Annotated in this window: 13 protein-coding genes; 3 read left to right on the forward strand and 10 right to left on the reverse strand. The window is 66.8% G+C overall.

The window, feature by feature from the left end; genetic code table 11:
• Window positions 1-8: 8 nt before the first annotated feature.
• The 10 genes from VPA02S_RS30035 to rpsB form a co-directional block, all read right to left on the reverse strand.
• Window positions 9-551 carry an OmpH/Skp family outer membrane protein gene (locus VPA02S_RS30035; RefSeq protein ID WP_012747716.1) on the reverse strand — a complete coding sequence of 181 codons (543 nt, stop codon included), beginning with the start codon at window positions 549-551 and terminating at the stop codon, window positions 9-11.
• The gene (gene bamA, locus VPA02S_RS30040; protein WP_012747715.1) at window positions 552-2,987 is read right to left on the reverse strand and encodes an outer membrane protein assembly factor BamA; all 2,436 of its coding nucleotides are present in this window, start codon (window positions 2,985-2,987) and stop codon (window positions 552-554) included.
• A gap of 38 nt (window positions 2,988-3,025) precedes the next feature.
• Window positions 3,026-4,396, reverse strand: coding sequence for an RIP metalloprotease RseP (rseP, locus tag VPA02S_RS30045; protein WP_012747714.1), 1,371 nt, complete (start codon window positions 4,394-4,396; stop codon window positions 3,026-3,028).
• A gap of 24 nt (window positions 4,397-4,420) precedes the next feature.
• Complete coding sequence (gene ispC, locus VPA02S_RS30050) at window positions 4,421-5,608, reverse strand: 1-deoxy-D-xylulose-5-phosphate reductoisomerase (protein ID WP_012747713.1); 1,188 nt, start codon at window positions 5,606-5,608, stop codon at window positions 4,421-4,423.
• Window positions 5,605-6,450, reverse strand: coding sequence for a phosphatidate cytidylyltransferase (locus tag VPA02S_RS30055; RefSeq protein ID WP_062367118.1), 846 nt, complete (start codon window positions 6,448-6,450; stop codon window positions 5,605-5,607). Before VPA02S_RS30055 ends, ispC begins: the two co-directional genes overlap by 4 nt.
• A 27-nt stretch (window positions 6,451-6,477) precedes the next feature.
• Entirely contained in the window at window positions 6,478-7,221 is a 744-nt protein-coding gene (uppS, locus tag VPA02S_RS30060) for a polyprenyl diphosphate synthase (protein WP_062367120.1), read from the reverse strand.
• Window positions 7,222-7,229: 8 nt separating this feature from the next.
• Window positions 7,230-7,799: a ribosome recycling factor gene (frr, locus tag VPA02S_RS30065; RefSeq protein WP_018905020.1), complete on the reverse strand. Its 570-nt coding sequence runs from the start codon at window positions 7,797-7,799 to the stop codon at window positions 7,230-7,232.
• A 13-nt stretch (window positions 7,800-7,812) separates the two neighbouring features.
• A complete protein-coding gene (pyrH, locus tag VPA02S_RS30070; protein WP_012747709.1) occupies window positions 7,813-8,535 on the reverse strand; it encodes a UMP kinase in 723 nt (240 codons plus the stop codon).
• A gap of 102 nt (window positions 8,536-8,637) precedes the next feature.
• Entirely contained in the window at window positions 8,638-9,561 is a 924-nt protein-coding gene (gene tsf / locus VPA02S_RS30075; RefSeq protein ID WP_012747708.1) for a translation elongation factor Ts, read from the reverse strand.
• 80 nt (window positions 9,562-9,641) lie between these two features.
• Window positions 9,642-10,394, reverse strand: a complete 753-nt coding sequence (rpsB, locus tag VPA02S_RS30080; RefSeq protein WP_012747707.1) for a 30S ribosomal protein S2 — start codon at window positions 10,392-10,394, stop codon at window positions 9,642-9,644.
• A gap of 222 nt (window positions 10,395-10,616) precedes the next feature.
• Between rpsB and VPA02S_RS30085 the strand changes: the two genes are divergently transcribed.
• Genes VPA02S_RS30085 through VPA02S_RS30095 form a run of 3 tightly spaced genes read left to right on the forward strand, consistent with a single transcriptional unit; the run spans window position 10,617 to window position 14,760 of the window.
• Window positions 10,617-11,942 carry an amidase gene (locus tag VPA02S_RS30085; RefSeq protein WP_062367122.1) on the forward strand — a complete coding sequence of 442 codons (1,326 nt, stop codon included), beginning with the start codon at window positions 10,617-10,619 and terminating at the stop codon, window positions 11,940-11,942.
• A 52-nt stretch (window positions 11,943-11,994) separates the two neighbouring features.
• A complete protein-coding gene (locus VPA02S_RS30090; protein ID WP_062367123.1) occupies window positions 11,995-13,248 on the forward strand; it encodes a D-amino acid dehydrogenase in 1,254 nt (417 codons plus the stop codon).
• A 51-nt stretch (window positions 13,249-13,299) separates the two neighbouring features.
• A complete protein-coding gene (locus VPA02S_RS30095; protein ID WP_062367125.1) occupies window positions 13,300-14,760 on the forward strand; it encodes a bifunctional ADP-dependent NAD(P)H-hydrate dehydratase/NAD(P)H-hydrate epimerase in 1,461 nt (486 codons plus the stop codon).
• Window positions 14,761-14,764: the final 4 nt, after the last annotated feature.

The following is a 14,764-nucleotide window of genomic DNA, read 5'->3' on the forward strand; positions in this document are numbered from 1 at the left end:
TCGCGGCGTTACTTGCCGGCCGAAGGAGCAGCGGTCGAGGCGTTCAGGGCCTTGATCACCTTGTCAGTGATGTCGTGCTTGGGATTGATGTAGATCGCTTCCTGCAGGATGGCGTCGTACTTTTCAGCCTCGGCCACCTGCTTCACGACGCGGTTGGCGCGTTCGTAGACCTGCTGGAGCTCTTCGTTCTTGCGCGCGTTCAGGTCTTCCTGGAACTCGCGGCGGCGGCGCTGGAAATCGCGGTCCTGGTCGACCAGCGCGCGCTGGCGCGCGGTGCGCTGGCTTTCGGACAGGGTGGGCGCTTCGCGCTCGAAGCGTTCGGAGGCCGTCTTCAGTGCTTCGCCCTGCGCCGTGAGATCCTTTTCGCGCTTGAGAAATTCAGCCTCGAGCTTGGCTTGCGCAACCTTGGCCGGCTGCGCCTCGCGCAGCACGCGATCCGGATTCACGAAGCCGATGCGAAAGGTTTCCTGCGCCTGGGCGGCAGGCGCCGCAGCCAGCGCGAAAACGGGGACCAACAACGCGCCAACGGCGGCGCGAATCAAATGCTTCATTTAGAAAGACGTTCCGATCTGGAATTGCAAGCGCTGGATTCTATCCTTCGGGATCACAGTGAGGCCGGTATTCGGATCCAGCACTTCCTTTTGGGACTTGATGGGGAAGGCGTAGGCGATGCGCAGCGGGCCCAGCGGCGAGATCCAGCTGATCCCGAGACCCACCGAGGCGCGCAGCTTCTTCTGCGCCTTGTACTGCTCGTCGGTGAGGCCCGGGGCGCGCGAACCGAACACGTTGCCGACGTCGAAGAAGGTGTACAGCCGCAGCGTGCGGTCGTTGCCCGCACCGGGGAACGGCGTGCTGAGCTCGGCGTTGAAGACGGCCTTCTTGGTGCCACCCAGCGCGGCGCCTTCGGTCTGGCCGAGGAGCGGCACGTCGCGCGGGCCGAGCGAGTTCTGCTCGAAGCCGCGGATGGAACCCAGGCCGCCGGCATAGAAGTTCTTGAAGATCGGGTAGACCTTGCCGCCCAGGGGCTTGGCATAGCCCACGTCGGCGTTGATCGCAAAGGTGTACTGCTTGTTGATCGCGAAGAACTGCTGGTACTGGTAGTTCGTCTTGACGTACTTCATGTCGCCGGCGGCGCCCAGTTCCAGGTTGGCACGCTGCAGCCGGCCGGTGGTCGGAACCAGCGCGCTGTCGCGGCTGTCGCGGCCCCAGCCGACAGTGAGCGGCACGCCCCACACGCTCTTCTGGTCGCACCCGGTCACGAACAAGCCGGTCGCATCCTTCGAGCACTGGAAGTAGCGCAGGTAGGACGCCGGCGTGAAGAGTCCGGAGAACGAGGTCGACGTGTTCGGATCGAAGGCGTAGCGCTCGAGCCCGACACCGAAGAAGACCGTGTCGACTTCGCTGAACGGCACGCCGAAGCGGATCGAGGCGCCCTGGTTCACCAGCTTGTAGTCGCCGTCGATGTTGGTCGAATACGGGCGCGTGGTGGTGTGATAGACGCTGATCGTGCGCGAGATGCCGTCCTTCGTGAAGTACGGATCGGTGGTGGTCAGCGACAGCGTGCGGTTGTACTTGCTGGTGTTGACCTGCACGCCCAGGAAGTTGCCCGAACCGAAGACATTCTCCTGCGAGATGCCGAAGGTGAGAGCCACCTTTTCCGCGCTCGAGTAGCCGGCGCCCAGCTGCAGGCTGCCGGTGGGCTTTTCCGCCACGTTGACGACCAGGTCGACCTGGTCGGGCGAGCCCGGGATTTCCTGGGTTTCGACGTTCACTTCGGTGAAGAAGCCCAGGCGGTCCACGCGGTCGCGCGAGAGCTTGATCTTGTCGCCGTCGTACCACGAGGCCTCGAACTGGCGGAACTCGCGCCGGATCACTTCGTCGCGCGTCTTGGCGTTGCCGCCCACCGCCACGCGGCGCACATAGACGCGGCGCGAGGGCTCGGCTTGCAGGGTCAGGGTGACGCGGTTGTTGACGCGGTCGATTTCCGGGCGTGCCTGCACGCGCGCGAACGCATAGCCGAAGGTGCCGAAATAGTCGGTGAAGGCCTTGGTGGTTTCGGTGACCTGCTCGCCGTTGTAGGGCTCGCCGGGCTTGATGGTCACGAGGGACTTGAACTCCTCGTCGCGGCCGAGATAGTTGCCGTCGAGCTTGACGCCGGCCACCACGAACTTCTCGCCTTCCGTGATGTTGACGGTCACCGACAGGTCCTTGCGGTCCGGCGAGATGGCGACCTGGGTCGAATCGATGCGGAACTCGAGGTAGCCGCGCGTGATGTAGTACGAGCGCAGCGTTTCGAGGTCGGCGTTGAGCTTGGAGCGCGAGTACTGGTTGGACTTGGTGTACCAGCTCATGAAGCCGCCGCTGTCCTGGTCGAACAGGCTCAGGAGCGTCGATTCGCTGAAGGCCTTGTTGCCGACCACGCGCACTTCGCGGATGCGTGCGGAATCGCCTTCGGTGACGGTGAACGTGAGATTGACGCGGTTGCGCTCGATGGGCGTGACCGTGGTCACGACCTGCGCGTTGTAGAGGCTGCGGCTCACGTACTGGCGCTTGAGCTCCTGCTCGGCGCGGTCGGCCAGCGCCTTGTCGTAGGGTCGGCCATCGGCCAGGCCCACTTCGCGCAGCGCCTTCTGGAGCGCGGCTTTGTCGAATTCCTTGGCGCCGACGAAATCGACGTCGGCAATGGTGGGACGCTCCTCGACGATCACCACCAGCACGTTGCCGTTGACGTCGATGCGCACATCCTTGAACAACCCCAGGTCGAACAGCGCACGGATGGCGGCCGATCCGCGCTCGTCGCTGTAGGTATCGCCCACTCGCAGCGGCAGCGATGCGAAGATCGTGCCGGGCTCGACGCGTTGGAGGCCCTCGACGCGAATGTCACGCACCGTGAAGGGCTCGACGGCCCAGGCTGCCGTGGCCGCCAACGCGCTGGCCACCACCGCGGCAACGCTACGCAGGCGAAAGCGACTGAAGTTTGTGTTCATCTGTGAATTGGGCCGGCGCGGAAAGGGCCGGCAGAAAGTTAACCAAAGAGCCGCGTGACGTCGTTGAAGAGCGCAACCGACATCATGACCAGCAGCAAAGCGACACCGCCGCGCTGAAGCCGTTCCATCCAGGCGTCAGAGACGCTCTTGCCGGTCAGGCCCTCCCAAAGATAATACATCAGGTGTCCCCCATCGAGGACCGGCAGCGGCATGAGATTGAGCACGCCAAGGCTCACGCTGATCAGTGCAAGGAACACCAGGTACTGGGTCAGCCCGAGGCTCGCGGACTTGCCGGCGTAGTCGGCAATCGTGAGCGGCCCGCTCAGATTCTTGAGCGAGGCTTCGCCGATCACCATCTTGCCCATCATGCGGACGGTCAGCGCCGACACCTCCCAGGTGCGCACGATGCCGCGCCAGACGCCGTCGATCGGGCCTTGGCGCACCGTCACCATTTCGGGAGGCGCACCGACATAGGCGCCGATACGGCCGACCTTCGCGGCGCCCTCCTCGCGCAGTTCGGGCCTGACTTCCAATTCGATCGACTGGCTGCCGCGCTGCACCTGCCAGGTCTGCGTGCGCGGCTGGTCGCCATCGATCGAGGTGCGGATCGCCTCGCGCAGTTGCTGTCCATCGACGATGGGCACATTGCCGACGCTGCGGACCACGTCGCCGCTGCGAAGGCCCGCGCGTTCTGCCGCGCTGCCGGCCATCACCTGGCCGATCTCGGGGCGCGTCAGCGGTGCGAGCACGCCGATCTTGCGGAACATCTGCGGGTCGGCGTCCTTGGCCTCCATGAGGCCGAGCGGCAGCACGACCTGGCGGCCGGGCCGGCCGCCCTCGCCCGCCACTTCGAGCGTCAGGTCGCGGCCGTCGAGCGCGCCGCGCGTCATGCGCCAGCGCAGGTCCTCGAACGACTGCACGGGCTCCAGCTCGCCTTCGAAGCCGGCGCGCGTGATGTGCTCGCCGCCGCGCAGGCCCGCCGCTTCCGCCAGCGATGCCGCCACCGGACGCGCCAGCTTGGCAACAGGCTCCTCGACCCCGATCCAGTTGACGGCCGTGTAGAGCACCACGGCGAGCAGCAGATTGGCAATGGGCCCGGCAGCGACGATGGCCGCGCGGGAGCGCAGCGGCTGCGTGTTGAAGGCGCGGTGCCGCTCCTCGGGCGCCACCGGCCCCTCGCGCTCGTCGAGCATCTTGACGTAGCCGCCGAAGGGAAACGCGCCGATGACGAACTCGGTTTCCTGCCCCGGATGCTGGCGCCTGGGCTGCCAGCGGTAGAGCGTCTTGCCGAAGCCCACCGAAAACCGCAGCACCTTGACGCCGCAGGCGACGGCAACGCGGTAGTGGCCGTATTCATGCACGGCGATCAGGAGGCCGAGTGCAACCACGAAAGCGATGACGGTAAGCATCCGGATCCTCTGTTGGCGGGAGTGTCAGGCCGCGAAGCGCAGCGCCGCGGCATTGGCCGCCGCCCGGGCGCTGGCGTCGAGCGCCAGCAGGTCGGCCAGCGATGCGGGCTTGGAGGGGCTGACGGTTTCCAAAGTTTCCATGTTGACCGCATGAATGCGGTCGAAGCGCAGGCGCCGATCAAGAAAGGCCTCGACCGCGACTTCATTGGCGGCATTGAGCACCGCCGTGGTCCCCGGCGCCGCGCGCAGCGCATGCCAGGCCAGGCCGAGCCCTGGAAACAGCGCCGCATCGGGGGCGTCGAAGCTCAGCGACGCCATCCGGCGGAAATCCAGCCGCGCCGCGCCGCTCTCGATGCGCTCGGGCCAGGCCAGTCCGACCGCAATGGGCACCCGCATGTCGGGCGTTCCCAGTTGGGCAATGACCGATGCATCGGTGAACTGGACCATCGAATGCACCACGCTCTGGGGATGGATCACCACCTCGATCTGCTCGGGCAGCACGCCGAACAGATGGCGGGCCTCGATCACCTCGAGCGCCTTGTTCATCATGGTGGCGGAATCGACCGAGATCTTGCGGCCCATGACCCAGTTCGGATGCGCGCAGGCCTGCTCGGGCGTGACCGTGCCCAGCGTGTCGGGCGCGCGCGTGCGGAACGGGCCGCCCGACGCCGTGAGAATGATCTTGTCGATGCGGCGCGGCCAGGTCGACGGATCTTCGGGCAGCGACTGGAAGATGGCCGAGTGTTCGCTGTCGATCGGCAGCAGTGTGGCACCGCCTTCGCGCACGGTGCGCATGAAGAGCTCGCCGCCGACCACCAGCGCCTCCTTGTTGGCCAGCAGGAGCCGCTTGCCGGCGCGCGCCGCGGCCAGGCAGGGCCCGAGGCCGGCCGCCCCCACGATGGCCGCCATCACGGCATCGACCTCTTCGTGGGATGCTATTTTTTCAATAGCATCGCCGCCGCTCAGGACGGTGGTCTTGAGATTGTTCTGTTCTATCTTTTCGGCCAGCAGCGCCGCATGCGGCGCGCTCGCCATGACCGCATAGCGCGGCGAGAACCGCGCGCACTGCGCCAGCAGTTCGTCGACCTTGGTCGATGCGGAAAGCGCGAAGACCTCGAAGCGCTCCGGGTGCCGCGAAATGACATCGAGCGTGCTGACGCCGACCGATCCGGTCGAGCCCAGCACCGTGATGCGTTGTTTGGGTGTGTTCACAGGAAAGCCAGCATCATTGCAATGGGAAGCGCCGGCAAGAGGGCATCCACGCGGTCGAGCACGCCGCCGTGGCCCGGCAGCAGGCTGCTGCTGTCCTTGGCGCCGGCACTGCGCTTGATCAGCGATTCGACGAGGTCGCCCACGACGCTGATGGCGGCGAGAAACAGCACGCCGATCAGCAGCAGCCACCAGCCGCGCTCGTACAGCCGGGTGTAGAGGCTGGCCACCGTTGCGCCGGCGGCCCTATCGGCCCACACCCAGGCAAAGGCCAGCACCACGACGCCCGCCATGCCGCCCCATACGCCTTCCCAGCTCTTGCCGGGGCTGATGGCGGGCGCGAGCTTGCTGCGCGTGAACTTGAGGCCGAAGGCGCGGCCCGCGAAGTACGCGAAGACGTCCGCCACCCAGACCAGCACGAGGATCGACAGCAGGAAGTTGATGCCGACCATGCGCGCCTGCACGGCCGCGAGCCACGCCACCCAGAGTGCCAGCAGCCCGCTCACCAGCCGCAGCCCGCGGGGAATGCGGGGCCAGCCCGGCACGGCCACACGCAGCAACGCGGCACCGCCGAGCACCCAGGCCGCACTGGCCAGCAGCCACATGAGCAGCAGCGATCGATCGAGCAGCCCGAGCCACCAGGAGAGCGCACACAGCGCCACGGTTTCCACGCCGAGGAAGACCGACAGCCGCTGGCCATAGCCGTTGAGGCGGCCCCACTCCCATGCCCCGGCGCCGATCAGCACCAGCATCACGCAGGCAAAGGGAACGTGCGACGGGTAGAAGAGCGCCGGCAGCAGGATCGCCAGCAGGACGATGGCCGTGAGGATGCGTTGTTTGAGCATGCGCTGGAGGGTCGGACCGTGAGGCCCTCAGGCCAACTGGCGATCGGGTGCGGAGCCGCTGCCGGCCGTGACTTGTGCGGAGGTCTTGCCGAAGCGGCGCTCGCGCGCCTGGAAGGCGGCGATTCCTGCATCCAGTTCGGCCTGGTCGAACTCGGGCCAGAGCTTGTCGCTGAAGAAAAGCTCCGCGTAGGCGCTTTGCCACAGCAGGAAGTTCGACAGGCGCTGCTCGCCGCCGGTGCGGATGAGAAGGTCGGGATCGGGCACGTGCGCGAGAGCCATGGCGCGGTCGAGATTCGCTTCGGTGAGCGCCTCGCCCTGCTCGGCCAGCCTGGCCGCGGCGCGGGCAATGTCCCAGCGGCCACCGTAGTTGAAGCAGACGTTCAGGATCAGCTTGGTGTTCTGCGCGGTGGCGCTCTCGGCGTCGACCAGGCCCTGCACCATTTTCTTGGAGAGCCCGGCGCGCTCGCCGACGAAATGCAGCTGCACGCCGTCGCGGCTCAGCTTGGGCACTTCGCGCGCGAGTGCGCCCACCATGATTTCCATCAGGCCCGAAACTTCTTCGGGCGGACGGTTCCAGTTCTCCGACGAAAACGCGAAGACCGTGAGAATGCCCACCCCGCGGTCGACACAGGCCTTGACGCAGCGCCTGAGCGACTCGACGCCCTGCTTGTGCCCCGCCACGCGAGGCAGGAATCGCCGCGTGGCCCAGCGTCCGTTGCCATCCATGACGATGGCAATATGGTGGGGAATCTGCAGCGAAGACGAGGCCATGCGCAGCCTCAAACGGCCATGATCTCCGCTTCCTTGGCCGCGACCAGGCGGTCGATTTCCGCGATGTGGCGGTCCGTGACCTTCTGGATCTCGGCTTCGGCGCGCTTCTGGTCGTCCTCGGAGGCGAGCTTTTCCTTCACCAGCTTCTTGACCGCCTCGTTCGCATCGCGGCGCAGGTTGCGCGTGGCGATCTTGGCGCTTTCGCCTTCGTTGCGGACCAGCTTGGTCATTTCCTTGCGGCGCTCCTCGCTCATCGCGGGAAGCGGCACGCGGATCAGGTCGCCCATGGAGGCCGGGTTCAGACCCAGGTCGCTTTCGCGGATGGCCTTCTCGATCTTGGCGCCCATGCCCTTTTCCCAGGGCTGCACGCTGATCGTGCGCGAGTCGAGCACCGACACGTTGGCCACCTGGCTCAGCGGAACCTGCGAGCCGTAGTACTCGACGTGGATCGAGTCGAGCAGCGCGGAATTCGCGCGGCCGGTACGGATCTTGGTGAGGTTGTTCTGGAACGCGGCGAGCGACTGGTTCATCTTGGCGTCGGTCGCACTGCGGATTTCAGCAATGGTGGGGGTCGTCATCTCAAATTACTCCTCAGGCATGCACCAGCGTGCCTTCGTCCTCGCCCATGACGACGCGCTTGAGCGCGCCGTTCTTGAAGATCGAGAACACCTTGATCGGCAGCTTCTGGTCGCGGCACAGCGCAAAGGCCGTGGCGTCCATGATGCCGAGATTCTGCGCGATTGCCTCGTCGAAAGTGAGCGTCGAATAGCGCGTTGCGTCGGGATGGGTCTTCGGATCGGCGGAATATACGCCGTCGACCTTGGTGGCCTTGAGCACCAGCTCGGCACCGATTTCGGCACCGCGCAGCGCGGCGGCCGTGTCGGTGGTGAAGAACGGATTGCCGGTGCCCGCGGCAAACACCACGACCTTGCCCTCTTCGAGGTACTGCAGCGCCTTGGGCCGCACGTAGGGCTCGACCACCTGCTCGATGGCGATGGCGGACATGACGCGCGCCACCAGCCCCTGCTTGTTCATGGCGTCGGCCAGGGCCAGCGAATTCATGACGGTGGCCAGCATGCCCATGTAGTCGGCCGTGGCGCGATCCATGCCCACCGAGCCTCCCGCAACGCCGCGGAAGATGTTGCCGCCGCCGATCACGACGGCGACTTCCACACCCATGTTCACCACTTCGGCCACCTCTTCGACCATGCGGACGATGGTGGCGCGATTAATACCAAAGGCATCGTCTCCCATCAACGCCTCACCCGACAGCTTCAACAAGATTCGCTTGTGGGCTGGACGGGGATCAGACATGGGCAATTTCCTTACTTGGGTTGGCGGGGGCGAGTGTAGAACGAGGCGGTGAAAAAGCGGCGGCACACGCGCGCGCACCTCCGCTTTGGGGCGTAACAGTTTTTACGCGGCGGCCTTGGCGGCAGCCACCTGGGCTGCAACTTCGGCGGCAAAGTCGTCGACCTTCTTTTCGATGCCTTCGCCGACCACATACAGGGTGAAGCCCTTGATGCTGGTGTTGGCGGCCTTGAGCATCTGCTCGACGGTCTGCTTGTCGTTCTTCACGAACGGCTGGTTGTGCAGCGAGACTTCCTTGAGGTACTTCTGCACGCCGCCTTCGATGCGCTTGGCAACGATCTCGGCCGGCTGCGGCTTCTTGCCTTCGGCTTCGGCCGTCTTGCGGTCTTCCTCGGCCTTGCCGGCGGCCACTGCGCGCTCTTTTTCGATCAGGTCGGCAGGCACATCCGATGCCTGGATGGCGACCGGCTTCATGGCGGCGATGTGCATCGCCACATCCTTGGCCGAGGTGTCGTCGCCTTCGAACTCGACCATCACGCCGATGCGCGTGCCGTGCAGGTACGAAGCCAGCTTGCCGTTGCCGGCAAAGTGCTTGAAGCGGCGGAAGCTCATGTTCTCGCCGATCTTGCCGATCAGGCCCTTGCGCACGTCCTCGAGCGTGGGGCCGAAGCCGTCCTGCTCATAGGGCAGCGCGCCGAGCGCGGCGATGTCCGCGGGGTTGTGCTTGGCGACCAGCATCGCGGCAGCGTTGGCCATGGCCAGGAAGCTGTCGTTCTTGGTGACGAAGTCGGTTTCGCAATTGATCTCGATCATGCCGCCGGCAGCGCCGTCGACGAACGCCGTGACCACGCCTTCGGCGGTGATGCGGCCCGATGCCTTGCCAGCCTTGTTGCCGAGCTTGATGCGCAGCAGCTCTTCGGCCTTTTCCATGTTGCCGTCGGCCTCGGTCAGGGCCTTCTTGCATTCCATCATCGGCGCGTCGGTCTTTGCGCGCAGTTCGCCGACCATGCTTGCGGTGATTGCAGCCATTGTTCTATCTCCGTGTCCAAAAAATCAGATTAAAAAAAAGGGGCACCAAGCCCCTTCTTCAGGCGCGTGAGAGCACTCGATCAGGCCGAGGCGCCCTCTTCGACTTCGACGAATTCATCGCTGCCTTCGGCAATGGCCTTGACCACGTCGCCGGTGGCGCTGTTGCGGCCTTCGATGATCGCGTCGGCGATGCCGCGGGCGTAGAGCGTGACGGCCTTCGACGAGTCGTCGTTGCCCGGGATCACGTAGTCGATGCCTTCGGGCGAGTGGTTGGAGTCGACCACGCCGATCAGCGGGATGCCCAGCTTCTTGGCTTCGGCCACGGCGATCTTGTGGAAGCCCACGTCGATCACGAAGATGGCGTCGGGCAGCGCGGTCATGTCCTGGATGCCGCCGATGTCTTTCTCGAGCTTCTCGATTTCACGGGTGAAGGTGAGCTGCTCTTTCTTGCTCAGGCTGTCGAGGCCGGCTTCCTGCTGGGCCTTCATGTCCTTCAGGCGCTTGATCGAGGTCTTGACCGTCTTGAAGTTGGTCAGCATGCCGCCGAGCCAGCGGGTGTCGACGAAAGGCACGCCGGCGCGGCGGGCTTCGGCAGCCACGATTTCACGGGCCTGGCGCTTGGTGCCGACCATCAGGATCGTGCCGCGGTTGGCGGTGAGCTGCTTGGCGTACTTCATCGCGTCCTGGAACATCGGGAGCGACTTTTCCAGGTTGATGATGTGAATCTTGTTGCGATGGCCGAAGATGAACGGGGCCATCTTGGGGTTCCAGAAGCGGGTTTGGTGACCGAAGTGGACACCGGCTTCCAGCATTTCGCGCATGGTGGTAGACATTGAAAATTACTCCAAAGGTTGGGTCTAAAATCCAGCCCGTTTTGTGCTTCCTTCGAATGGAATCACAACACCTTGATTGGGCCGGTTTGCGGATGTGTTTGGCTGGGTGCGACGAAAGCCGTCACATGTTCAGCGAAACCCAAAGAGTATAGCACGGCCCTCTCTCGCCCTTTCTCCTTGCCCACCCCGGAACCGAGCCGTCCGCGCCCTCGCAGCCCACCCATGAACGACCTCCACGCCACCCGTCTGAATCTTCTGGCAGGTGGCACCGATGCATGCACCGAAATGGAGCGCGCCATCGGCATCGCCCAGTCCCCGGCCTGCCGCCACGTGTTCACCCGCACGCTGTTCGACGAAGCCCGCCGGCAGGTCGCCGGTTCGGCGCCGCAAAGCCGGCTCGCCGGGCTCGCCTTCACCGCCAAGGACCTGTTCGACATCGAGGGGCAGCCGACCCCGGCGGGCTCCATGGTGCTCTCGCATGCGCCGGCCGCCAAGGCCGATGCCGTGGCTGTGGCGCGACTGCGCGCCGCGGGCAGCGTGCTGACGGGCCGCACCAACATGACGGAATTCGCATTCTCCGGCGTGGGCGTCAACCCGCATCACGGCACGCCGGCCAACGCGAGCGATGCGGCCACGCCGCGCATCCCGGGCGGTTCATCCTCCGGCGCCGCCGTGTCGGTCGCCACTGGGGCAGCCTTCATCGGCCTGGGCTCCGACACCGGCGGCTCGATCCGCATTCCGGCCGCGCTGAACGGCATCGTGGGTTTCAAGAGCACCGCCCGGCTGGTGCCGGCCCAGGGCGCGCTGCCGCTGTCGACCACGCTCGACACCGTCTGCGCCATGACGCGCTCGGTGCGGGATGCCATCACCGCGCATGAAGTCCTCGCGGCACGCCGCGTGACCGCCGGTGCGGCCTCGCTGGGGGCATACCGGCTTGCCGTCGTGAAGAACGTGTTCCTGGACGGCATCGAGCCCGCGGTGGCCCGCGCCTTCGAAGATGCGATGCAAACACTGCGCGATGGTGGTGCCCGGATCGAGGAAATCGAGCTGCCGGAGCTCGCGCAGTTGCAGGCCATCAACGCCACGGGCGGTTTCTCGGCGGCCGAGTCCTACGCCTGGCACCGGCTGCTGCTCGAGCGCAGCGGCGCCGGCTACGATCCTCGCGTGGTGCAGCGCATCCTCAAGGGTGCCACCATGAAGGCGCACGAATACATCGATCTCGTGCATGCCCGCCATGACTGGATCACCCGCGTCGAGGCGGCGCTGTCGCCCTTCGATGCGGTGCTGTCGCCCACCGTGCCGATCACCGCGCCCGCCATTGCGAGCGTTGCGCCGGGCGCCGAGCGCGACGACGAATTCTTCCGCATCAATGCGCTCTTGCTGCGCAACCCGTCGATCGTCAACATGCTCGACGGCTGCGCCATCTCGCTGCCCTGCCATGCCGCCGGCGAACTGCCGGTGGGCCTGATGCTGTGGCATGCCGCGCTGCATGACGACGCTGTCCTGGCCGTCGCCCTGCAAGCAGAAAAAGCGCTGCAAAAACAATAGCCTCGCGCACCGATCGACGGGCGGCGGCCATCTCTTCTTACTCAAAAATTCAATGAAAATCGCGATCGTGGGCGCCGGCATCATCGGCGTCACAACCGCCTGGGAACTGGTTTCGGACGGCCATGAAGTTTCCGTGTTCGAGCGCCGCGGCGCCGCCGCCGAAGAATCCAGTTTTGCGAATGCGGGGGTGGTCGCGCCGGGCTACGTGACGCCCTGGGCGGCGCCGGGCATGCGCGCCAAGGTGCTGCGCTCGCTGCTGTCGCCGCACGGCGCCATCAAGCTGCGCTGGCCGCTCAATTCGCGCGACCTCGGCTGGATGTCGCGCTGGCAGAAGGCCTGCAAGCTCGAAACCTACCTGGCCAACCGCGCCCGCATGCAGCGCCTCGCGTTCTACAGCCGCACCCGGCTGCACGAAGTGACCGAAGCACGCGAACTGAGCTACGAACGCAGCGACGGCTACCTCGTGCTGCTGCGCTCCAAGCGCGAGAAAAAACTGGTCCAGCCGGGCCTCGAGGTGCTGCGCGCGGCCGGCAGCGTCTTCAGGGAAGTCGACGCCGACGAGGCCCGCCGGATCGAACCCGCGCTCAACACCGACACGGAGCTCGCAGGCGCCATCCACCTGCCCGAGGACGAAGTGGCCAACTGCCGCCAGTTCGCGCTGCTTCTCAAGTGGGAAGCCGAAGCGCTCGGCGCCCAGTTCCATTTCAATTGCGACATCGCGCCGATCCACCGCGCGGCGCCCACCTCCATTTCGCTCGCGAGCGGCTCGCAGCCGCTGCGCTTCGATGCGGTGGTGGTGTGCGCCGGTCTTGCCTCGGCCACGCTGCTGCGGCCGCTCGGCCTGCGGATTCCGCTGGCGCCGGTGTACGGCCATTCGATCAGCGCGCCGATCCGCGAATCGCTCAACGCGCCGCGCAGCGCCGTGATGGACGAACGCTACAAGGTTGCGATCTCGCGCCTGGGCCAGCGCGTGCGCGTGGCCGGCGGCGCCGAGATCGGCGGCTCCCTGAGCTCCATGAATGCGTCCGCCGTGCAAACGCTCTACAAGGTGCTGCACGACTGGTTTCCGGGCGCCGCAACGCTGCAGTCGGGCGTGCAGCAATGGAAGGGCGCGCGCCCGATGCTGCCCGACGGTCCGCCGGTGCTTGGTGCCAGCGGCGTGCCGGGCGTCTGGCTCAATCTGGGCCACGGCTCGAGCGGATGGGCGCTGTCGTGCGGCAGCGCACGCGTGGTGGCCGACCTGATCGGCGGCCGCGACGCGGGCGTCGACCTCGAAGGCCTGGGCGTCGAGCGGCTCGTCCAGTAGGCACAACGGGGCGGCTGCGCAGCCGCAGCTTCAGGCGGGCAGAATCGGCCCATGCAACGCATCACGCCTGCCACCGCCTGCGGCCTGTTCGACATTGCGGCAACACGTCGCATCGAACAGAAAGCGGCCGCCGCCCTGCCTCCTCATGCGCTGATGCAGCGCGCGGGCCTGGCCGTGGCGCGCCTCGCGATGGCGCTGGCGCCGCATGCGCGGACGATCTGGATCGCCTGTGGACCGGGCAACAACGGCGGCGACGGCTTCGAAGCTGCTGCGCAGCTGCAGCAGCGCGGCTTCCTGCCGATCGTGACCTTCGCGGGCGACGAAAACCGGCTGCCGCCGGATGCCGGCGCCTCACTGCAACGGGCCCGCGATGCCGGCGTGATCTTCGCGCCGGAGCCGCCTGCGGGCTGCGAACTGGCGATCGACGCGCTGCTCGGCATCGGATCCAGCCGGCCGCCCGAAAAGCTCATGGCCGATTGGCTGCGGCGGATGCATGCGATGGCCGCGCCGGTACTCAGCGTCGATGTGCCCTCCGGCCTGAATGCCGACACCGGCGTTTCGAGCGCAGCGCCTCATCCGGGTGCTCTTTCGCCCCGCTTCTGCCTGAGCTTCCTGACCGTCAAGCCCGGCCTGTTCACGGCGCAAGGGCGCGACGCGGCGGGTACGGTCTGGTTCGATGACCTGGGCTGCAGCAGCGCCGGCGAGCCGCCGGCCGCGCGCCTGGCGGGCGCACCGGCGGATAGCCCGCGCAGCCACGCCTCGCACAAGGGCAGCTATGGCGATGTTGCGGTGATCGGCGGCGCATCCGGCATGGCGGGCGCCGCGCTGCTGGCCGGCTCCGCCGCGCTGCATGCGGGCGCGGGCCGCGTGTTCGTCGGCCTGCTCGACGCGAGCGCGGCCCCGGTCGACCTGGCGCAACCCGAGCTGATGCTGCGTGACGCCAGGTCGCTCGATCTCTCGGGCATGACGGCGGTCTGCGGATGCGGCGGCGGCACGGACATCCGCGCGGTGCTGCCGCGCGTGCTGGCGACGGCGGCCGCGCTGGTGCTCGACGCCGATGCATTGAACGCCATCGCAGTCGACGGCGCGCTGCAGGCCCAGTTGGCATCGCGTGCGCGGCGCGGCAGGCCGACGGTGATCACTCCGCATCCGCTCGAGGCCGCGCGTCTGCTGGACTGCGCGGCGGCCGACATCCAGGCCGACAGGCTCGCAGCCGCCCGCAAGCTCGCATCGCGCTACGGCGTGGTCGCCGTGCTCAAGGGATCGGGAACGGTGATTGCCGAAGGCGGCGGCACGCCGCCGGTGCTCAACCTGACCGGCAACGCGAAGCTCGCAACCGCCGGCACCGGCGACGTGCTCGCGGGAATGATCGGCGCCGCACTGGCGGCGCAGCGGCCGCCGTTCGAGGCGGCGCGCGAAGCCGTCTGGCGCCACGGCCGCATGGCCGACGCCTGGCCGGCCGGCGCGCCGCCGCTGACGGCCGGCGCACTGGCGCGCCAGGCGCCCTGCTGACGGG

Source organism: Variovorax paradoxus NBRC 15149, assembly GCF_001591365.1.
GTDB classification, from domain to species: Bacteria; Pseudomonadota; Gammaproteobacteria; order Burkholderiales; family Burkholderiaceae_C; genus Variovorax; species Variovorax paradoxus.